24 protein-coding genes, 1 tRNA gene, 1 rRNA gene and 1 pseudogene are annotated in these 21485 nt (G+C 27.6%); 15 read left to right on the plus strand and 12 right to left on the minus strand.

The genetic code is table 11. The annotated features are described in order from the left end of the window. Positions 1-68 precede the first annotated feature (68 nt). The 4 genes from LPB137_RS00425 to LPB137_RS00440 all read left to right on the plus strand — a co-directional run bounded on the left by LPB137_RS00425 (position 69) and on the right by LPB137_RS00440 (position 3182). On the plus strand, positions 69-347 hold the full coding sequence (locus LPB137_RS00425) for an HvfA family oxazolone/thioamide-modified RiPP metallophore (protein WP_076082889.1): 279 nt from the start codon (positions 69-71) through the stop codon (positions 345-347). Positions 348-366: 19 nt separating this feature from the next. Next, complete coding sequence (locus tag LPB137_RS00430; protein WP_076082892.1) at positions 367-1191, plus strand: MbnB/TglH/ChrH family RiPP precursor modification enzyme; 825 nt, start codon at positions 367-369, stop codon at positions 1189-1191. After that, positions 1181-1876 (plus strand): HvfC family peptide modification chaperone, encoded by a 696-nt coding sequence (locus LPB137_RS00435; RefSeq protein WP_076082894.1) that lies wholly within the window; start codon positions 1181-1183, stop codon positions 1874-1876. Before LPB137_RS00430 ends, LPB137_RS00435 begins: the two co-directional genes overlap by 11 nt. 67 nt (positions 1877-1943) lie before the next feature. After that, on the plus strand, positions 1944-3182 hold the full coding sequence (locus tag LPB137_RS00440) for an MFS transporter (protein ID WP_076082897.1): 1239 nt from the start codon (positions 1944-1946) through the stop codon (positions 3180-3182). On the opposite strand, the gene LPB137_RS00445 is transcribed toward LPB137_RS00440, so the two are convergent. From LPB137_RS00445 to LPB137_RS00490, 10 genes are all read right to left on the minus strand, one after another. Continuing rightward, positions 3179-4534: an MATE family efflux transporter gene (locus LPB137_RS00445; protein ID WP_076082899.1), complete on the minus strand. Its 1356-nt coding sequence runs from the start codon at positions 4532-4534 to the stop codon at positions 3179-3181. The genes LPB137_RS00440 and LPB137_RS00445 overlap by 4 nt on opposite strands. A gap of 67 nt (positions 4535-4601) precedes the next feature. Continuing rightward, positions 4602-5864: a homoserine dehydrogenase gene (locus LPB137_RS00450; protein WP_076082902.1), complete on the minus strand. Its 1263-nt coding sequence runs from the start codon at positions 5862-5864 to the stop codon at positions 4602-4604. 14 nt (positions 5865-5878) lie between these two features. Next, the gene (locus LPB137_RS00455; protein ID WP_076082904.1) at positions 5879-7093 is read right to left on the minus strand and encodes an LL-diaminopimelate aminotransferase; all 1215 of its coding nucleotides are present in this window, start codon (positions 7091-7093) and stop codon (positions 5879-5881) included. Positions 7094-7097: 4 nt separating this feature from the next. Beyond that, positions 7098-7910 (minus strand): hypothetical protein, encoded by an 813-nt coding sequence (locus LPB137_RS00460; RefSeq protein WP_076082907.1) that lies wholly within the window; start codon positions 7908-7910, stop codon positions 7098-7100. Between the two features lie 10 nt (positions 7911-7920). Continuing rightward, a complete protein-coding gene (rlmB, locus tag LPB137_RS00465) occupies positions 7921-8610 on the minus strand; it encodes a 23S rRNA (guanosine(2251)-2'-O)-methyltransferase RlmB (RefSeq protein ID WP_076082910.1) in 690 nt (229 codons plus the stop codon). A 2-nt stretch (positions 8611-8612) separates the two neighbouring features. Then, a complete protein-coding gene (gene rsmI, locus LPB137_RS00470; protein ID WP_076082913.1) occupies positions 8613-9428 on the minus strand; it encodes a 16S rRNA (cytidine(1402)-2'-O)-methyltransferase in 816 nt (271 codons plus the stop codon). Between the two features lie 9 nt (positions 9429-9437). After that, the gene (rpmE, locus tag LPB137_RS00475) at positions 9438-9644 is read right to left on the minus strand and encodes a 50S ribosomal protein L31 (protein ID WP_076082916.1); all 207 of its coding nucleotides are present in this window, start codon (positions 9642-9644) and stop codon (positions 9438-9440) included. A gap of 87 nt (positions 9645-9731) precedes the next feature. Then, positions 9732-10604: a tRNA (adenosine(37)-N6)-dimethylallyltransferase MiaA gene (miaA, locus tag LPB137_RS00480; RefSeq protein WP_076089143.1), complete on the minus strand. Its 873-nt coding sequence runs from the start codon at positions 10602-10604 to the stop codon at positions 9732-9734. Positions 10605-10639: 35 nt separating this feature from the next. After that, on the minus strand, positions 10640-10843 hold the full coding sequence (locus LPB137_RS00485; protein WP_076082919.1) for a hypothetical protein: 204 nt from the start codon (positions 10841-10843) through the stop codon (positions 10640-10642). A 64-nt stretch (positions 10844-10907) separates the two neighbouring features. Beyond that, entirely contained in the window at positions 10908-12278 is a 1371-nt protein-coding gene (locus LPB137_RS00490; protein WP_076082922.1) for a peptidoglycan-binding domain-containing protein, read from the minus strand. Between the two features lie 118 nt (positions 12279-12396). On the opposite strand from LPB137_RS00490, the gene LPB137_RS00495 reads away from it, so the two are divergent. From LPB137_RS00495 to LPB137_RS00505, 3 genes are all read left to right on the plus strand, one after another. Then, entirely contained in the window at positions 12397-12876 is a 480-nt protein-coding gene (locus tag LPB137_RS00495) for an OmpA family protein (RefSeq protein ID WP_076082925.1), read from the plus strand. Positions 12877-12947: 71 nt separating this feature from the next. Next, complete coding sequence (mqnP, locus tag LPB137_RS00500) at positions 12948-13808, plus strand: menaquinone biosynthesis prenyltransferase MqnP (protein ID WP_076082928.1); 861 nt, start codon at positions 12948-12950, stop codon at positions 13806-13808. Between the two features lie 72 nt (positions 13809-13880). Further along, positions 13881-13957, plus strand: a tRNA-Arg gene (locus LPB137_RS00505). A gap of 327 nt (positions 13958-14284) precedes the next feature. Here LPB137_RS00505 and LPB137_RS00510 read toward each other — a convergent pair. Further along, positions 14285-14791: pseudogene (locus tag LPB137_RS00510) on the minus strand (IS30 family transposase); the annotation flags it as partial. A gap of 589 nt (positions 14792-15380) precedes the next feature. Here LPB137_RS00510 and rrf point away from each other — a divergent pair. Beyond that, positions 15381-15496 (plus strand): 5S ribosomal RNA (gene rrf, locus LPB137_RS00515). A 518-nt stretch (positions 15497-16014) separates the two neighbouring features. On the opposite strand, the gene LPB137_RS00520 is transcribed toward rrf, so the two are convergent. Next, positions 16015-16572, minus strand: coding sequence for a hypothetical protein (locus LPB137_RS00520; protein ID WP_076082934.1), 558 nt, complete (start codon positions 16570-16572; stop codon positions 16015-16017). Between the two features lie 138 nt (positions 16573-16710). On the opposite strand from LPB137_RS00520, the gene LPB137_RS00525 reads away from it, so the two are divergent. The 7 genes from LPB137_RS00525 (at position 16711) to LPB137_RS00555 (ending at position 21485) form a co-directional block, all read left to right on the plus strand. Next, complete coding sequence (locus LPB137_RS00525; protein WP_076082936.1) at positions 16711-16941, plus strand: helix-turn-helix domain-containing protein; 231 nt, start codon at positions 16711-16713, stop codon at positions 16939-16941. A 111-nt stretch (positions 16942-17052) separates the two neighbouring features. Further along, a complete protein-coding gene (locus tag LPB137_RS00530) occupies positions 17053-17391 on the plus strand; it encodes a helix-turn-helix domain-containing protein (protein WP_076082939.1) in 339 nt (112 codons plus the stop codon). Between the two features lie 103 nt (positions 17392-17494). Continuing rightward, entirely contained in the window at positions 17495-17854 is a 360-nt protein-coding gene (locus LPB137_RS00535; protein WP_076082942.1) for a hypothetical protein, read from the plus strand. Between the two features lie 74 nt (positions 17855-17928). After that, positions 17929-18309: a plasmid mobilization protein gene (locus LPB137_RS00540; protein ID WP_076082945.1), complete on the plus strand. Its 381-nt coding sequence runs from the start codon at positions 17929-17931 to the stop codon at positions 18307-18309. Then, positions 18306-19895, plus strand: coding sequence for a TraI/MobA(P) family conjugative relaxase (gene traI / locus LPB137_RS00545; protein WP_076082947.1), 1590 nt, complete (start codon positions 18306-18308; stop codon positions 19893-19895). Before LPB137_RS00540 ends, traI begins: the two co-directional genes overlap by 4 nt. A gap of 327 nt (positions 19896-20222) precedes the next feature. Continuing rightward, positions 20223-20831 carry a DUF6088 family protein gene (locus LPB137_RS00550; RefSeq protein ID WP_076082950.1) on the plus strand — a complete coding sequence of 203 codons (609 nt, stop codon included), beginning with the start codon at positions 20223-20225 and terminating at the stop codon, positions 20829-20831. Between the two features lie 48 nt (positions 20832-20879). Next, a complete protein-coding gene (locus tag LPB137_RS00555) occupies positions 20880-21485 on the plus strand; it encodes a class I SAM-dependent methyltransferase (protein ID WP_076082953.1) in 606 nt (201 codons plus the stop codon).

The following is a 21485-nucleotide window of genomic DNA, read 5'->3' on the forward strand; positions in this document are numbered from 1 at the left end:
TTTTTAAATAGAAAAGTAAATAATATATATGATAAGATAATTATCAATTAAAATACTAAGGAAATAAAATGAATACTAAAATGAAATTAGCTGGAATTATGTTAGGAGCTGCTTTAACAACTACATCTGCATTTGCTGCAGGAAGTTCATGTGGAGCTGGAAAATGTGGTGGTGAAGCTAAGAAAGTAGAAAAGAAGGGTTCTTGTGGAGCTGGAAAATGTGGTGGTGAAGCTAAGAAAGACATGAAAAAAGGTTCTTGTGGAGCTGGAAAATGTGGTGGTGAAGCTAAGAAAGACATGAAAAAAGGTTCTTGTGGAGCTGGTAAATGTGGTTCAGATAAAAAATAATTTTTAAAAAGAATAAACAATGATAAATTTAAATGGATGTGGACTAGGGCTTAGAAGTGATTTTTTACTTGATATAGAATCAAGTAAATTTCAACCAGATTGGTGGGAGGTAACTCCTGAGAACTGGATGCATATGCCAAGGCTTTATGAAAAAGCTTTTGAAAAAGCAGTTTTTTCTAAACCTACTGTTGCACATGGTTTATCTTTATCAATTGGTTCTGCTGACAAACTTAATAGAAAGTTTGTCAAGCAAATCAAAACTTTCCTAGATAGATATAATATAGAGTTCTATTCTGAACATCTTTCCTTCTCATCAATAGACAATAAACAATCATACGAATTATTACCATTACCAATGACAAAAAAAATGATAGAGATTGTAAGTGATAGAGTAAAAGAAGTTGAGGATATAATTCAAAGAAATCTAATATTAGAAAATGCAACATATTATTTAGTTCCATACGCTGAAATGGCAGAGGTTGATTTTATCAATGAAGTAATGGAAAAATCAGGTGCTAAAATGCTACTTGATGTAAATAATGTTTTTGTAAACTCAGTGAATCATTCATTTAAAGCACGAAAATTTATTGACCAGCTTGATAAAAGTAAAGTAGCATATATGCATATGGCTGGACATTACTTTGATGAAGATTCAGGACTTAAAATTGATTCACATGGTATGCCTATTTGTTCTGGTGTTTGGAAACTTTTAGAATATACACTAAAACAAATTGATGCTCCTGTTATGATTGAAAGAGATAATAACGTACCACCTCTTGATGAACTTGTAGTAGAATACAAAAAAATGGAAAGTATTTGTAAGGCTGTTCGTAATGCAAAATAAAAAACCACTTGAAAGAGAAGTTCAAGATAGATTCATTGATATTATAAGTGAACAAAAAGAAAACTCTACAAATTCAGTTTATAATGTTTATCAAAAATTAGTCTTTTATAGATATGAAGAAATTATAAAAACTACATTTATCGAATTTTGCAAGTATATAAGTGAAGATGAATTAGAAAAAAGTATATATGAATTTTTAAAAAATCCACCAAGTACACCATTTGTATGGCAAATAGCAAATGATTATAGAAAGTTTGTAAAAAAACAAAAGCTTTTTCACGATAGAAAATATTTGTATGAACTATTATATTTTGACTGGATTGAAGTTGAAATATACATGAAAGAGTATAAAAAAATAAAAGTAAAAGATTTTGATTGGAATAAAAGCTATAAATTAGCTCCAAGTGCAAGACTTAAAACTTTTAATTTTGATATTATTAATAAAGAACATAAAAATAAAAGAGAAAATTTTTTAATTATATATTATGACTATAAAAGTGATGAGGTATTATTTAGAGAAATTAATCAGTTCTTATATGTACTAATAAAACAATCGAATAAAAAACAAAGTATTCTAAAAATTTTAGAAGCTTTATGTATAGAAAATGAAATAGATTTGGAAGAGGCTAAAATGGTTTTATATGAGCCTTTAAAAGAGTTACTATTTTCAAAGGCTATTTATTAAAACCTAAGTTCTTTTTGTTAGTATATAAGTTTATTAAAAAATATATTAACAAAGAAAAGAGTCTACAATGGGTTTAAAAAAAATCATTTTTCCAATATCATCATTATTTTTTGCAATTGCTTTTTTAGCTATTGGTTATGGAATGATTTTAACATTTATAGGTGTTTACTTAAAAGACTTAGGTGTTAATAATACTGTTATTGGGATTATTAATGCTGCATTCTTTTTAGGTGCTATTTTATCTTCAATATTTTCTCAAAAAATTATATCTACTGTTGGACATATTAGAAGTTTTGCTGCTTTTGCTGCTTTAATGATTATTTCTTTTCTTTTGCATTCTGTTTTTTTTAATGAGATTTTATGGGCAGCCTTAAGATTAATTTCTGGCTTTTCTTTTTATGGTTTATTAATAATATTAGAAAGCTGGTTAAATGAAAAAAGCTCCGAAGAAAGTAGGGGGAAGATATTAGCTATTTATACAATAATTTTCTATTTAGCTACTGCATTAGGACAACTTTTTCTAAATATTGATGAGCATTTTAAGCAATTTATTTTTACAATAGGTTCTGTTCTTGTTCTCTTTTCTGTTCTTATTATCTCTTTAACTAAAATAAAAGAACCCATCTTAGAACCTTTTGATAAATTTAGTTTTCCAAAAATATTTTCAATAGTTCCACTTGCAACAGTTACTAGTTTTATTAGTGGATTTGTAGTGGGAGGGTTTTTTACAATGCTTCCTATTTATATTCTTATGCAAAGTGATTCGCTTGAACTTGTTTCAAAATTTATGCTAATTTCAATAATAGGTGGACTAATTTCTCAATGGCCTGTAGGAATACTTTCTGATAAATATGGAAGAAGAAAACTTATTTCTATTGTTTCTTTTCTTTCAGCTTTTACATCTCTTTTCTTTATTTTATATGCACAAGAAGAACTGTATTTATATATTCTTGGTTTCTTTCTAGGATTAACAATATTTACCTTGTATCCATTAGCAGTTGCAAGAGCTAATGATGTTGTTGATGAAAGTAAAGATATTATAGAGATAAGTAGAACATTGCTTTTTACATATGGAATTGGTTCTTTTCTTTCACCTCTTATAATAGGTGTTGGTCTTAGTCTAAGTCCTAACTTTTTGTTTATAAGTTTCTTTACTCTATGTTTTATTCTAAGTATCTATGCTTTAACACAAGAAAGAGTAAAAGACAAAGACTTAAGTGTCTTTGTAAATATTCCAGTTGCATCTGGGGCTGAATTACCACAATTAGATCCTAGACAAGATGAGAACTATGAGAAAGAGGTTTAAATAGTTTTGTTACAAACCTCTTTTAAAACTCTATTTGTATAAAAATATGCAAAAATAGCTGCTGAATAAATCATAAATAAAATACCAAACCATAGATAAATAAAATCAAGTTCAAAATATTTTACGATTACCCACGCAATAATAAGTTTTGCAACAATTTGTCTATATAAACTAATATATAAAATCATTTTAGGTTTTTTAATTCCCTGAAGTGTTGATACACAAATAAACAGAACAATATAAGCATAGAAAATCCAAATTTCAACTAGTAAGTAATCAACTCCAAAATTTACAACTGTTTCATTTGAATCAAATTGTGTAATAATAAATCTTCCAAGAAGTGTTAATAATACAATTCCAATTGTAGAAATAATAAATCCATATTTAAGTGATACTTTTAAAGTTTCAATAACTCTATCATATTTTTTAGCACCATAATTGTTTGAAACTAATGTTAAAACAGCTGTATTAAGACCAAGTGCAGGTAAAAGCATTAGTTGTTCAACTCTGTATCCAATTCCATAACCAGCAACTGCTTGCATACCATAATGAGATACAAAATAAGTAAGTATTAAAGAACCAAATGCCATTGTAAGCATACTTAAACTAATAGGTAAACCTTGAGATAAAAATAGTTTATATACTCTTAAATTAGGTATAAAGTATTCAAGTTTTTCAAAGTGAATAACTTTTGTTTGTAAAACTTTGTAAAACATAAAACACATATTTAATACTTGAATTAAAACTGTTGCTATTGCAATACCTTGTATTCCCATAGCAGGAATAAATAAAAACCCATAAATAAATAAAGGGTTTAAAACTAAGTTTGCAAAAAAACCAAATATAAGTGTATTTCTATATGTTTTTGTATCACCTTGGGCTACTAATATTGAGTTAAGAGAAAAGTTAAACATAAAAAATACTGTACCAAATAAAATAGGGTTAATATATTCAATAGAAGTATTTAAGTATTGCTCACTTGCACCTAAAAGTATAAACAAAGAAGGTGCTGCAAAATAACCTATAAGACCTAAAAAGATACCAAGTATAGGAATAAAAAATAAACCTTTATGTGCATAAATAGAAGCTAATTTATATTTCTTTTTTCCAAATGCATTTCCAAGTAGGGCTGTAATCGCAGATGAAAATCCATATCCTAATCCAATAATTAAAAAGAATATCATAAATGATAAAGATAGTGAAGCAATAGCCTCAGTTGATATAAGTCCTGCGTAAAATGTATCTACAACATTATACATTGTATTAAAAAACATTCCTACACTAGCTGGAATGGCTAATTGTTTAATAAGTGATGGAATATTTTGTGTAGTTAAGTGTTCTGATTTTCTCAAAAGGAAAGTCCTTGTATCAAAAAGATAGTTTAAGGGTGTATTTAATAATTAATTAGAAAAGAAGAGTTTAGTCTTCTATTCTAATCATTGAAGGTTCAGCTGTAACAACACCTGCTTCTTTGATATCGTTTAATGCTTTATTTATATCTTTTTCTATACAAGTATGAGTAGAAAGTAAAAGATGAGCACAAGTTCTATTAAGTGGCTTTTGAATCATTTTCTCAATTGAAATATTATGAGTTGTTAATATATTAGCAACTTTTGCTAATACACCAGTTTTGTCTTCAACTCTTAATCTTAAATAATATTTTGTTTGAATATCATCTTTATTCATAAGTTTTAACTCTTCACCATAAGAAGTTTCAAAACCAAGCATAGGTGAGCCTTTTCCTCGTCTTGCAATATCAACGATATTTGCAATAACAGCTGAAGCTGTAGCATCTCCACCTGCACCTGGTCCATAGTACATTGTTTCACCAACTTTATCACCAATTACAGAAACACCGTTCATAACACCATCAACTTTTGCAATCATCTGTGCATTTGGAATTAATACAGGATGAACTCTAAGTTCAATTTTGTTTTCTATTTTTTTAGCAATTGTTAATAATTTTATTGAATAATCAAACTCAGAAGCAAAATCAATATCTTCAGGAGAAATGTTTTCAATTCCTTCTATTAAAATATCTTCAGGTTTTGCATCAATTCCATAAGCAATAGAACCTAAGATTAATAGTTTATGAGCAGCATCAAAACCACCAACATCAAATGTTGGATCAGCTTCTGCATAACCTAATTCTTGAGATTCTTTTAAAATAGTGTCATAATCAACACCTTCATCAATCATTTTTGTAAGCATATAGTTACAAGTACCGTTCATAATACCTTTGATTGATAAAATATTATTTGCAGTTAATCCATCTCTTAATGCATTAACAATCGGAATACCACCAGCAATTGCTGCTTCATATTCAAATGCAGTATCTCCTGCTATTTCTTGAAGATCATATCTGTGATAAGCTAATAAGGCTTTATTAGCAGTAACTACTGCTTTGCCTTTTTCTAATGCTTTTTTAACAACTTCATAAGGCTTTTCAATTCCACCCATAAGCTCAACAACAATATCAATTGACTCGTCATTTAAAACTTCATCAATATTGTCTGTTAATTTTATTGAAACGTCTCTGTCTTTGTTTAAGTTAGAAACTACTCCAAGAACAGGTTCAATTTCGATACCAGCACGTGCTGTGATAATATTTTTATTATCTCTTAAAATATTTGCAACACTTGCTCCTACTGTTCCTACTCCAATAATTCCTACTTTTAACATTTGTTTTCCTATCTTTATTTTTCTAATGATTTTAAATATTTCTTAATATTTTTTGCTGCTTGTCTAATTCTTTTTTCATTTTCAATTAGTGCAATTCTTACATGTGTATCACCATAGTGTCCAAATCCAATACCAGGACTTACAGCTACTTTTGCATGTGTAATTAATTGTTTTGAGAATTCCATACTTCCTAAATGCTCTGCTTGTTTTGGAATTTTTGCCCAAATAAACATAGAAGCATTTGGTACATCCATATCCCAACCCGCATCTTTAAATGCATCAATCATTACATCACGTCTGAACCTGTATTTTTCAATATGCTCTTCAACACATTCTTGTGGACCATCAAGTGCAACAGTAGCTGCTACTTGAATTGGTGTAAACATTCCATAATCAAGCCATGATTTTATTCTTTTTAATGCACCTACAAGTTTTTCATTACCTACAATAAATCCAACTCTCCATCCTGCCATATTATATGACTTTGATAATGTAAATGATTCAACTGCAACATCAAGCGCACCAACTGCTCCAAAAATTGAAGGAGTTTTATATCCATCAAAAGTAATATCAGCATAAGCAATATCTGAAATTACATAGAATCTTTCTCTTTTTGCCATATCAACTAATCGTTGGTAAAACTCTGGTGTTACTGTAGCACAAGTTGGATTGTGTGGGAAGTTAACTAATACATATTTAACTTTTGGAATTGATTCATCTAAAGTTTTTTGTAATCTTTCAAAAAATAGATCTTCATCAACTTTAAAATCTTTTCCAAATGAAAGTTCAAACTTGTGAATAGCTGCTCCACTTAACATAAATGCGTATGAATGAATTGGATATGTAGGATCTGGTACAACTGCAACATCGCCTACATTTACAATAGCTTGAACTAAGTGAACATAACCTTCTTTAGAACCCATTGTTGCACAAGCGTGTTTATCTGGATCTAGGTAATCTACACCATATTTTCTTTTATACCAGTTACAAATTGCAAGTCTAAGCTTGTAAATACCAGCACTTGCTGAATAACCATGATTTTTTGCTTTATCAGCTGTTTCTTTTAATTTATCTATTACATGTTGTGGTGCAGGACCATCAGGATTTCCCATAGAAAAATCTATAATATCTTCACCAGCACGTCTTGCTTCCATTTTTATATTATTAACTTCTGCAAACACGTAGTTTGGAAGTCGCTTCATTCTTTCAAACTCTATTTCTTCAAACACTTGACTACTCCTTAGTAATACTAATTCCTCGCTTTAAATTAGCAAGGGAATACAAATCATCTATTTTTATATATGTTGTATTATTTGGTACATCTACTTTTAAATTTTGATGCAAACTATCATCTTTAAAGTTTTCTATAATCTTTAAATCATTATCATAAAAAACTACATTAGGATGCCATCTATTACCACTTTTTGAAATGATATTTATGCTATTTGCATTAGCAACTTTTAGCATATATGGTTTAAGTGGTTTTTTTAGAGATAATTGATTGTTATTTACTAAATCTTTTGATTTCTTAATCACAGAATTATCACTAATAATAGAATATCTCCAGTTATATGTTCCCTCTTTTTTTATAAAGCTTACTTTACAATTATTTTTTGCAAGTGCTTTTGATAATCTAAGAGGGTTAATGGCGGCTTCAGTTTTTAATTTTATATTCCAAATAAAACTGTTTCCATCATATTTTGCATCTTGAACTAAATAGTAATAATGTCCAAGAGATTTAAGTGAGTCTTGCAAAATCATTAAAGATTTTTTTGGATTGTCACTTATTTTAAAAGAAACATCTATATATCTTGATGTTCTATATTTTAATTTTAATAAACCATTACTTTGTAGTTTACTTGTTAATGCTATATAGTTTACTTGACCATTAGTATAATACGCAGAGCTATTATTTTTAAAAATATAGTTAATAAGGTTTTTATGCTTATTAAAAGCACTATTTCCTAAAATATTCTTAATTGGTGTATTTATATTTGCATTTAAAGTTATTGTACATACTATTATTAAAATTAAATTTTTTATCATTTTAAATCTCTTATCTTTTTAGATTATAAATTAATATCCCAGCTGCTACTGATACGTTTAATGAATCAAATTCATGTTCCATTGCAATTGATACTTTTAAGTCTAGTTTTTTAGCAACTTTTGGAGAAATTCCTTCACCTTCACTTCCTAAAAATAGTGCAACTTTATCGGTTTTCTCAATTTTTCCATATTTTTTTAAATCAACACCATCCATAGTTGCACCAATTAAAGTGAAACCTGAATCAATTAATTCACTTGCTAAATCAGCAGATCTTGGATGAACTGTAAATGGTAAATCAAGTAATGCACCAGCACTTGTTCTTACAATTCCTGAATTATTAATTGTTTTAATATTTGAAGCAATTAAGCCTTCAATTCCCATTGAATAAGCAGTTCTTGCAATTGCACCAATATTACCAACATCAGTTAATCCATCAAGAACTAAAATAAAGTTCATTTTCTTCAATTCTTTGATTGGGGTATAGTCAAATTGACTTAACTTTAAAAAGAAACCTTGATGATTTCCACCTTTTGCAAGAGCTTGAGCTTTTTGATTATCTACTTTGTAAATAACCTTATCTAGTTTTGCAAACCTTGAAAAAAGTTTTTTATCTATTTCTTTTGAAAGAAAAACTTCTTCAATTAAATTTGGGTAGTTGTCTAGTACGAATAGTACGATTTGTTTTCCATATATTATCATGGCTAGATTGTATCTAAAAGTTGTTGATAAACCTCTTTTGTAGATTGTCCTGTAAGTTTTGAGATAAGTTTTGCTTTAACTTTAGGTGCTAAGTCAAGGTCTTGAATGTCTTTTAATTCTAAAGCTGAACCTATAGTTTCTAAAGGTTCAATTATCACAACCCATTCACCTCTTATATTTATATTTTTAAACTCTTCAAAAAGATTTGAAGCTTTATTTTTATAAATAGTTTGATGTAGTTTTGTAATCTCTTTTGCTAAAAATATTGTTCTATTTGGAGCTTTGTCTTTTAATTCTTCTAGTAGTTTTGCAAGTCTATGTGGTGATTCATAAAGTATTGCTAATTTATTATCATTTAAAATTGCATCAAGTTTTGAAGCTCTTTGCTTTCCTTTGTGGTCTAAAAAACCATGAAAAGAAAAAGTAGTACTTTCAAAACCACTCATTGCGTAAGCAGTTAATACAGCATTTGCACCAGGAAGTACATCATATTCTATATTATTTTTTATGCAATAATCAACAAGTGAAGCACCTGGATCTGAAACACAAGGCATTCCTGCATCACTTACGTAAACAACATTTTTAGTAAAAGTTTCTTTTGATAATGTTTCTAAGACTTTTTTTTCATTGTGAGAATGATAAGATTTGTATTCTTTATTTGAAAAATCTAGATTATTTTTTTCACCTAAAAGTGAAAGTAGTTTTTTTGTGACTCTTGTATCTTCACAAAAAATTAGTTCACACTCCTGTAAAACTTGAAGAGATCTTTTTGAGACATCTTCAAGATTTCCAATTGGAGTGGGAACTAAGCAGAGCATAAAGTTCTACTACTTAGAAGCAGCAGCGTATTTAGCTTTGAATTTCTCAACTCTACCAGCAGCATCAACAATTTTTTGCTCTCCAGTAAAGAATGGGTGACAAGCTGAACAAATATCAATTCTCATAGTTTCAACATTTGATTTAGTTTCAAATGAATTACCACAAGCACAAGATACTGCACAAGTTTTGTAATCTGGGTGTATATCTTTTTTCACGCCATATTCCTTATATAAATTAATGTAAAATAAAAGGTCAAGTCTTAATGTTGCCCTTTATTAAACTCTTTTGGACGGGGATTATATCTAAAAATACTTAAGAATCTCTGAATTTAAGTTTGTTATAATATCTGAAATTTGAAGATTATTAAATTGTCCTTTATTAAAGGTATTTTGTCTCTTTGCTAATTTACTAGTATTTAAAGCAATTTTTTCTTCAAGTTGTTTTTTATTTAATTTTCCATCTAAAAACTCTAGTGTTTCAATAATTCCAATTGAAGACATGGCATTTGGTTTTCTTGTATATTTTTTTTCTAGATAAATTACTTCATCAATGATTCCATCATCTATCATCATTTTTGTTCTTTGATTAATTCTTTTTCTTAAATCTTCTTTTTCCCAAAGTATTTCAAAAAGTTTTAAATCTTTTACTATAGGAGTTTTAGGATTTTGAATAAAGTATTCACTAGGAGTTAAATTTGTTTCTTTATAAATGGCATAGGCTTTTTCAACTCTATATTTATCATTTCTTTTGATTTTAGACATATAATCTTCATCTTTTGAATATAGTAAATCATAAACTTCACCAACATTGCTATCAAGTTTTACTTTTGAGTTTACACCTGTAGATAAGCCTTCAATAAGTGCTTTTAAATAAAAACCAGTTCCACCAACGATGATTAAGTTTTTATTGTTTTGTAAAGCATAGTTTTTAGCTTTTTTATAACAATCAATAAATTGCATTACATCATACTCAACATTGGGATAAACTTCATCTATTCCAAAATGAATAATATCCCCTCTTTCTTCTTTTAAAGGTTTTGCAGACGCTATATCTATTTCTTTATATACAGATAATGAATCTAGTGAGAGTATAATAGAGTTTGTTTTTTGTGCTATTTCTAAGGATAAACCAGTTTTACCAGAGGCAGTTGAGCCAATTATTGCTATTTCTTTCATTGGCAAATTTTAGCTAATTTTTAGTGAAAGCAATATTATTTAGATTTTTGAGTTTCTTTGCAGTCTTCTATTTTCTGGTTTAATTTATTTATTTCTTGTTCTTTTTTTATTAGTTTTTTTAATAATGTTGAAACATTTTCTTTTTCAGATTCTACAACATGAGTTTGTACTTTTGATGCACATGCAGTAAATAATATTGTAATACTTATTATAAGTATTGTAGGTTTAAGGAATTTCATAAAGTTCTTTCTTTGTAATGTTAGATTAAAACAAAAAGCATTACTGCTTTTTGTTTTTGGGATACTATAAACCTAAAGATTTTAAAGTCTTTAAAGTAAGAGCACCTTCATTTAATTTGTTAGCTTTTTGGTAAGCGTTAACAGCAGCTTTTGTTTCTGAACCATAAACACCATCAATTTTAGTGATGTTAAAGTTTTTAGCTTTTAATGCTCTTTGTAAATTTGAAACTACATCAGAAGTTGTATTTGTTTCACAAAGAATTCCTTGCCATTTAAGGTAAGAATCTGCAACTTTAACTTTTGTTGGTACATTTGTATAAACAGCTGGAATGTTAGTTTTCATTTCTTTTGCTGGAGTTGCAACAACTCTAGTTTTAACCATTTTGCATACAGCTGGAATTTTAACTTCTTTAGTAGTAGCAGGAGTTGCAACAACTTTTTTAGTTACCATTTTGTAAACAGCTGGAATAACAATTTTTCTAGTAGTAGCAGGAGTTGCAATTACTTGAGTTGGAACATTTTTATATGTTGCTGGAATTTTGATTTCTTTAGTAGTAGCAGGAGTTGCAACAACTCTTCTTTCTACAGTTCTGTAAACAGCTGGAGTTTTAACTTCTCTAGTTGTTGCAGGTTTATCAATTACTTTTGAAGTAAGTGTTTTATATTCAGCTGGATATTCAATTAAACATAAAATATCTCCAGTTGAGTTATCAACTTTTTCAATTTCACCTCTACCTTTTTTCCATGCAGTATATGCAGGCTTAACTAAAATCTTTTCAGACATAGTTTTATAAGTAGCTGGAACTGTAACTAATTTAGTTTTTTCTGGCTCAACCATAATAGTTTCTTTAACTGTTTTATAAGTTGCAGGTACTGTAACAATTCTTGAAGTTTCAGCAGATGCCATTACATTTTGATTAGCTTTTTTGTAAGTTGCAGGTACTACAACTAACTTAGTTGTTTCTGGCTTAATTAAAATCTTTTCAGTAACAGTTTTATAAGTCGCAGGAACTGCTACTAATTTTGTAGAAGCTTCTCTAATAGTAACTTTCTTTTCAACTACTTTATAAGTTGCAGGAGTAATTGAAATATTAGTTCTTGCTTCTTTTAACATTTTTTGAATATTTTTAGTTTCATATTTTGCAGGAACTAAAACCTTTGCGTAACACTCACCAGCTTTTGCATTCGCAGGTACTAATGAATTACTTACAGCATTTGAATCTTTAGATTCAGCATTCATTGCATTAATTGAACTTAATGCTTTTGTTTTATCCATCTCTAATTGAGAAATTTTCGCATTTTGTGCTTCAATTTCTTTTTGTAATTGCATTACTTTATCAGATGATGTACCCATTGTATCTTTAGATGAACATCCAGTCATCCCAATAACAGCAGCAGTTGCTAGTATTGCAGAATTTCTTAAATAATTTGACATTTTATCCCTTTAAAATTTTTTATTTATAAATCTTAGCTGAATAATTATAAACATTACTTTAAAATTTATAAAAGTTATGTTACTATTCGTTAACTTATTAAAATTCGAGGAGAATAAATTGAAAAAAATTATTGTATCAACATTAGTTGGATTAATTGGAGCTGCATCTTTAAGTGCTGCTGATTGTGTAATGGTAAAGGACTTAAATGTTCAGTTTAAAAATGCATCTACTGTATATTCTAATTCTTCAGAAATGAAAGAAATCAGAGAATATGCACAATTTTTAAAAGAAACTGATTTATACACACTTATTGAAGGACATACAAGTTCTTTAGCAGGCGCTAAATATAACTATGATTTATCATCAAAAAGAGCTACAAAAGTTAGATCAGAATTAATTAGATTAGGTGTTAGCCCATCAAAAGTAAGAGCTATGGGATTTGGTGAATCATCTCCTTTATACAACAACAACACTGAATCTGGTGCTGCACAAAATAGAAGAGTAATTGGTGAAGTATTTAATACAGCTGCTGAATTATCAAACTACATTGCAAGTGAAAAATCAAGAATTGCAACTATTAAATATAACGAGCAATAAAACTCTTAAATAAATAAAGACAAACTAGCGTCTTTATTTATTTTTTTATTATTCTTAGCTAAAATTCTTTTATGGAAAAACTCTTAAAAAAACTTAATGATTTTAATGAACTAGTAATGTTCAAACATTCGATATTTTCACTACCTTTTATTTTTATTGCTATGGTTGTTGCTGCAAATGGTTGGTTTGGATTTAAATTAATGATACTTGGTATTTTAGCCGCGCTTACTGCAAGAAATTTTGCAATGGGATTTAATAGATATATGGATAGAGATATAGATGCTTTAAATCCAAGAACTGTGAATAGACCAAATGTAGATGGAAGGATTTCGGCTTCTTCTATGTTAATATTTACAATTGCAAATGCATTAGGATTTATTCTAATCGCATATTTTGTTAATGATTTAGCGTTATATTTATCTTTACCTATTTTATTTGTTATTGGCTCTTATTCTTATTTTAAAAGGTTTTCATATCTTGCACATATAATATTAGGTATATCTCTAGGACTTGCACCAATAGCAGGTGTTGTAACAGTATTAGAAACTATTCCTTTATGGTCTGTATTTCTTAGTATTGGAGTTATGTTTTGGGTTGCTGGGTTTGATTTACTTTATTCTTTACAAGATATCGAAGTAGATAAAAAATTAAATCTTCACTCAATCCCTTCAAAATTTGGTGCTAAAAAGACAATGCTAATATCAAAAGTATTTCATTTTTTTACAGTAGTTTTTTGGTTATTATTTGTAATAAACTCAGAGAGCTCATTTTTTGCATATTTAGCAGTAATAATAAGTGCACTGATGCTAAGTTATGAACATTATTTAGTAAATAAAGATTTTACAAAAATAGATAAAGCCTTTTTCACTGTTAATGGCTACTTAGGAATTGTATTTTTTATATTGATTGTGTTAGATAATATTTTTTACTAAAAAAGAAAGAATTTTTATAACATAAAAGGTATCTAAGTTTTTATGTGGTAATATTCTTTCCTTATTTAAAGCGCGTCTGTGGCTCAACTGGATAGAGCACTGGGTTTCGGCCCCGGCGGTTGGGGGTTCGAATCCCTCCAGGCGTACCATTTAGAAGCCCGATTTAATCGCTGTTTACAGTGTTTAGGTCGGGCTTTTTTTATTTGTCAAAATATCTAAATTCCCACCTAAATCCCACCTTTATAAATTTCTTTCTAAAAGTATCGTACTTTGAGACATCTAGTTTTTTAGGTTAAAAAGATCTATAAATTAAAAATTTAAATAACGCCTATTCAACTTAGAAGTGCAACACCAATCTAAAATTATGCTGCTAATTTCCTTTGTAAAATCTTAAAAAATATCTCATTTGGAGTTTTATAGCCAAGAACTTTTCTAGGTCTATTGTTTAGACGATTTTGTATATTTACAATTTCAGTTCTTGATTCCTTCTCCACAACTTTAGGTCTTTTATCTATAGAAATTCTATTCTTAATAATACCTCTAGTATTGTAATCATTACTTCTTTTGTGATACTTTTTATTTTTATGTCTTAGCTTAAAATATAATCTTCCTCCACAACTTTTGTTATGGTAAATGTATTGATATATAGTTTCATAAGATACTGTATATGAAAGCTTTTGTTTTTTCATAACACCTGATATCTGTTCTGGAGACCAATCTAATTTTAGTTTCTCTTGAATATAAATTTTAACCTTTTTGGTGAGTTTTACAAATTTGTTTTTCTTATTGTGTCTAGTAAAGGTTAATTGCTCAGAAACTTCAGCTTGATATTTATTATATTTACTATCTCTGCTAATCTCTCTACTTATTGTTGATTGAGATTTATCTAATATTTTTGCTATGTCATTTTGGGTATATCCAACTTTAATATAAGCAGATATTTGATATCGTTCTTTTAGGGGTAACTGCGTGAATTTTTTCATAAATATTTTCCTATTTTGTGGTGAAAAGGGATATCTAATATCTAGTTAACCCTTCTTAACACCTTACTTCTAGAATTTATGCATTTATGATTTGAATTGGGTTTTTATTTTATTACTAATTGTAATTTATTTTATTTAAACTCTTTCTTTTCCCAATCTTTCCATCTCCTTTTTTTACTTCTAAATCTAGAATATAAATTTAGGATTGTAAAAAAGATGATTGTTCCTATTATTATTATTGTCAGTGTTGGATTTTGAGTCATATTATTTCTTTAATAGTTCAGGGTTTTCGTAAAGGTTTCCAAGTAGCAGCATTTTTAAGTCGCTATAAGAACAAGTGAAATCACTTGACACTTTGTATTATATATGATATAATTTTTGTCTAATTTGAAGATAACCTCTAAAACAAAGGATATTTCATAAAGAACACATTCGTGTTTTTGTTGAATTATCTCTCTGGTAGTTCATGTTAGTTCCGTTCTGTGAGTTTTTTGCCGAGAACTCAAAATGGAATATTCAAGTTTAGCTAGAAACAAACAAGAATACTGTGTAACCCAAGTCTAGTGCTTGGGTTTTTTTTTGCCTAAAAATATGTGTTTTTAGAGTTGTGGATACACCCATACCCATTCCGAACATGGCCGTTAAGCACTTCATCGCTGATAATACTGCATCTTTCAGGTGTGGAAATGTAGGACAGTGCATATTTGCACAGTTGCTCTCTTTTGAGTGACTTATCTTACAAAGGAGGTGAGCCTTGTTTACAAGTTTTCTAGCAGTGAACTTTAATGTTCCTTATATTATTATCGCAGCATGCTATGCAGTGATATTTACAGTCTATTTATATATGGCTGTAACACATTAATTAATGTGAAAAATAAAACGTAACGGCAATTACAGTTTTCCCTAGTCCTCGGTTTGACTAGGGTTTTATATTAAACTACTCCGTAAAGATTCTAAATCATGAAAGATTTAATCCCTTCACATTCAGCACATATATCTACATAATAAAGTATGATTTTATCGTCTATAAAAACTTAGAATTTATAATGATTGAATTAAAAGCATCGTAAGTTGAGCTATAAAGCTATCGTAGATTGAGAACATATTTAAGTTTAAACTACTTGTAATAGGAATCCTACCAAGAGAATTTATATAAGAGATACTACAAATATAGTATCTCTACTATTCTTAAAAGATAAGGAGTACATAAATGCTCTTTGTATCTATTTCCAGAAGCCTTTATAATTCATAATTTCTTCATGTTCTTGTATTAAAACATAACATTCAATTTTAGATAAACTATTTTCAATAAAATTACTCAATTGCACTTTATTATTTTTATTAATTAGAGTTACTTCAATACCCTTAATCCTTGATATTAACTCATCTTTAGAATTGAATACTGTGAAGTTGCTTTTTTCTTCTGATATATCTTTAAGAATATTTTGTAAATATTTTTTTGGAATCATCTTATTTGCCCAGTCAAAAAATGAACCATCCGTATAGCTCTTTATTTTATCTCTTAACTGATATTTAGTGTGATCAAGTATCAAATCAAAAAAACTTAATACTTCTTCATTTATTAAATCTATTTCTTCTTTTTTAATAATTTCATCATAGATACCAAGTTCTAGTAATTTATTTTTTATTGTTTTAATTGAATTGTTTTTTTTCCATTTTGAAATTGCAGGTTGTCCTATATTTAATATATTTGACAGTTCAGAAATTGTGTGAACATTATAATATGACATAAGCCTATCAATTAATCGTGATGCATTCATAAAAATCCTTAATACAATAAACTATAATTAAGCAATTTAAAAGCTTATAAATGGAAAAATTCCTTTAATATTCCGTTTATTGGAATAAAGTATATTGTTAACTTATTATAGTAAGTTATTAATAAAAGGAGAATAAATATGGAAATTTCGGATATAGATGCAATTGACCCAAGTTTTAAAACATTAGTCTGTTTAAATCAAAAACAGACAGCTCAAATATTAGGAGTATCATCAAGCAGTCTAGAAAATTGGAGATCTGCGGGAATTGGTCCTTCCTACAAAAAAATAAATAGTGGAAAGCGTGGACGAATTCTTTATACAAAGAGTTCAATTGTAGAGTTTTTAAATAATACTGTAAAAACAGTATAGTTGTCCACTTATAGAGTTTTGGCAAACAGTCAAAAGTGGACTAATACCATCAGTAAGATGATATAAAATATTATCATAAATATCTTATTGGTTAAATAAATAAGGTTAAAAATGAATAGTAAAAATGAAAAAGTAAAACTAGGTTTTACAACGATTCAACATGATCCCAGGATAAAATTTAATTTATCAAATAATGATTATTGTATAGCAGATGCTATTTATAATTTATCAAATAATCCTTCCTCAATTTGTCCAGGTTGGTGTTATGCAAGTAGAGAGAAAATTGGGATATTCTTTGGTGTGAGTAGACAATCTGTAATTACTATAGTTAAAAAACTAGTTAAAAGTAATTTAGTTGAGATTCATAATGAAACAAAGTATATACGAACAACCCAATTATGGTATGACGAATTTGTCACATTTCAAATGAAAAAATCAAACAGGGTGTAAAGAAACTTGACATTAAGGTGTAAAGAAAGTTTACAGCAGGGTGTAAAGATTCTTTACACAATAAGAATATATATAACAATATTCATAAAGAAGAGGAAGAAGAATGAAATATACAAATGAATTTAAAAATTCAAAGTTTGAATTATTTTATAAATTTATAAAAAATGATGGACTAGTTCCTAAGAAAAGTGAAAGATTACATAAGAAAAAGATTTATAGTAATCTGATGAATAATCAAAAAATGACACTTGAAAATTTTGAAGATTACTTAGTATGGGATAAAAAAGAATCTATTAAAAGTATTATAGGTGAAGAAATAAATTATAAGAAATTAAATGGACAAATTATTGATGTTAGTTTTGAAGATAATGATTATTTAAAAATTCATATGAAAGAGGGAAATATTCTAATTCAAATAAAAGATTTTGCAGACTTTAAAAAGTTAGCATCAAATGTTTTATGAGAAAAGGATAAAAATGATTTTAACAATGCAATTAAATCATCAAAAAAGTGATCATCAAGTAGTGAAAGATTAATATGAGAAGACCTTTAAATCAAAACCAAAGAAGAGATATAAAAATAACGGTTAGAGTTAATCAAAATGAGCAAGAAAACTTGGTTTTAAACTCTAATAAACATGGACTAAAAATCCCAGGATATTTAAGATCATTAGGTCTTAATTATTCTATAAAATCTATTGTTGATGAAAAAGCAGCTGCTAATCTTTTAAAAGTAAATGCAGATATGGGAAGATTAGGAGGTCTTTTTAAAATGTGGTTAGAGGATAATAGAGCAGATAAACATGACTTTAGTAACACTAGAACTTACAAAGATATAGACAATCTTGTAAATGATATAGAAAGACTAAAGTTAATATTAAAAAATGAAGCATTAAAAATAATGCAGAAACAAGCATGATAGTTAAAAAGGTAGCTGCAAAAAAAGCTACAAAATCAAGTTATAAAGCTTTAGCAAATTATATATTAGATCTAAGAAACAATATGGAAAAAGTAGAAACTTATTATTTCTCAAATTGTAGTTATACGGAAATAGCTCACAACATTCTAGAGATTGAAAATACACAATCTTTGAATCAAAGAGTAAAACAAGATAAAACTTATCATTTGATTGTTTCTTTTCAAGAAGATGAGAATCCAAGTGATGAGATAATTCAAGATATTGAAAAGGAACTTTTACAATCAATAGGACTTGAAGATTGTCAAAGATTGAGTGTTATTCATAGTAATACTAATTATAAGCATATGCATATTGCAGTTAATTTAATAGATCCAATAACTCACAAGATTAAAAATCTACCTTTTGATAAGTTAACACTACAAAGGAAAGCTGGAGAACTGGAAATAAAACATAATTTAAAAATTACAAATCATGTTAGAAAAACTCTTGAAGAAAAAAAGAATGATATGGATGATAAAACTATTCATACAGGAATAGTTAATTTTAAAGATTGGGTAAAAGAAAATGCTGCAGCTGAGATTAAAAAAGTTTTAGCTGATGATAAAACTACCTGGAAAGATCTATATAAAACTTTGGCCAAATATGATCTAGAGCTAAAAGATCGAGGAAATGGAAATGTAATATCAAGTAGATCAAGAAAACTATTCATAAAAGCATCAGATATAAGCAGAGAGCTTTCAAAAGCTAAATTAGATAAAAGATATGGAGAAAAAGATAAAGAGGCTTTAAAAACAATTATAGACAAAATAGAACCTATACATAAGTTTGAACTAAAAACTAATCTTAAATCAAATCTTTGGGATGAATATAGAGAGTTTGAAAAAATAAAACTCCAGGAAAAAGAAATATTATTAGTAAAAGAAAAGCAACAAAGAGAATTATATAAATTGAATGTCAAAAAAAAGTGGCAAATACACAGAGAAAAAACTATGAAAGATAGAACTATCTCTAGACAAGAGAAACAAAAAATTTATAAAATGATTAATGAATCTAGAAAGAAAGAGTTAAGTACTTATCAAGTCCAATTTAAAGAGCAAAGATTAGAAATATATTCAAAGTATAAAAAGCTTTCATATAAAGATTATCTTATAAATAAATCTTTAACTGGCAATAAAATGGCCCTTGAATCGTTGAGAAGAACTAAACCAGAAATTAAACCTAAGGAAAACACTTTTGCAGCAATAAGTGGAAAGATGAATAATCAAATTTTTTCTTTTGGTGATAAATTAATTAATAAAGATGGATCCATAACCTATAGACTTAATGACGAAAGTAAGGTCATAGACAAAGGTAATTATTTAAAAATAAATATAAATAATAACAAATCAAATGAAGTTCTAAATGTTTTAAAAATAGCAATAGCTAAATATGGAAAGGATTTAGATATTACAGGAACGGAAGACTTTAAACGAGAAGTAATCAAAACTGTACAAAAGTATAATTTAGATGTTAAATTTAAAGATGAAAAAATGCAAGTTATTAAAAATATATATAATAAAAAGAATGAAAATAGTTATTCTTACTAAATCTATTACGTTTTTATTTTAAGTGTTAGTTCATAATGATTTTATTACTAACTTGGTAATAAGACATTACTAAAAGTATAGCTAGTACTGTTCCTAAGTATTGGCTATATTGTTACTAAGTGTGTTTAAATTTATACAAAAAGATAGAAACTCATTCTTAAAAATAAAATTTTGACAAAAAAAATACAAAAATACGATTTTTTTAAATACATAATTGATATATTTGGGAATTTTTACTAGCTATAAACTATATAATTAATATTTAATAAACTTGAGATCCAGAAAAAGATATACTTTTTTCTGGAAATATACTAATAGGAAAATACTATGAAGCTCTATGAAAAGGTATTTTATTTCATATCTGGTCACGGTAGGGGATGGGCATTCTCATCAAGTGATTTGATAAAGAAATTTGATAGACAACAAATAGATAGTACTTTATCTGATTTATCAAAAAATAAAAGAATCAGAAGAATAGCTAGAGGTATTTATGACTATCCTAAATATAGTGATTTCTTGCAAAAAGAGTTAAGCCCAGATATTTATCAAGTAGCTCGTGCATATGCTAGAAAATTTAATTGGAGAATAGAAGTTTCTGGAGATAGTGCTTTAAATCTTTTAGATCTTTCAACACAAATACAAGCAAAATATATTTATCTTTCAGATGGACCAAATAAAAGGTATAAAATACTAGAGAACATAACTCTAGAATTTAAAAAGTCAGCTTTAAAAGACATTGGTTTTAAATATAAAGAGAGTTCTTTAATTGTTCAATCATTAAAAGCTTTAGGCAAAGATCATATAACTTCTAAAACGATTCATAAAATCAAAGAGCAAATTGATTATAAAATGTATGATAAAATTTTAAAAGATACACAAAGTACGACACTATGGGTATATGAAATCATAAAGCAAATTTGTGAAAAAAACAAATAGAGGAATAATAATGATAGAATCAAAAACATTATCTTTGGATGATAGAACATGAAGAATACAATCAATTATTATGAAAAAAATGCAAATTCTCTAATTTCTCGATATGAATCAGCTGATATAAGTGACTTACAAGATTTTTTAATAAACACTTTTACAAAAAAATCACAATTACTTGAAATTGGTTGTGGTTCAGGACGTGATGCTATGTTTATGACGAAACATAACTATAATATTATAGGAATTGATGGCTCATCAAATATGATAGAGGAAGCAAAAAATATTCATCCTGAATTATTGGGGAAACTATTTCAAAAAATTTTACCAAATGATTTACAATTTGATAGAGAATTTGATGGAATTTATTCAATTGCTACATTAATGCATTTAACAAAAACTGATATAAAAAAAACCATCCTAAAAATATATAATTTATTAAATCAAAATGGAAAATTTTTAATGTCTATTTCTTTATTTAGAGATGATATTGATAAGAATGGGTTTGATGAAAAAGGAAGGTTCTTTTTAGTATTGAATTTTGAAGAGTGGATTAAAATTTGTGAAGATTCAGGATTCAAAATCATTGAAACAAAAAGAAATAAAGATGGACTCAATAGAAATGGCATTGAGTGGCTTACTTTAGTAGCTCAGAAATAA

It is taken from the genome of Poseidonibacter parvus (assembly GCF_001956695.1).
Classification (GTDB): domain Bacteria; phylum Campylobacterota; class Campylobacteria; order Campylobacterales; family Arcobacteraceae; genus Poseidonibacter; species Poseidonibacter parvus.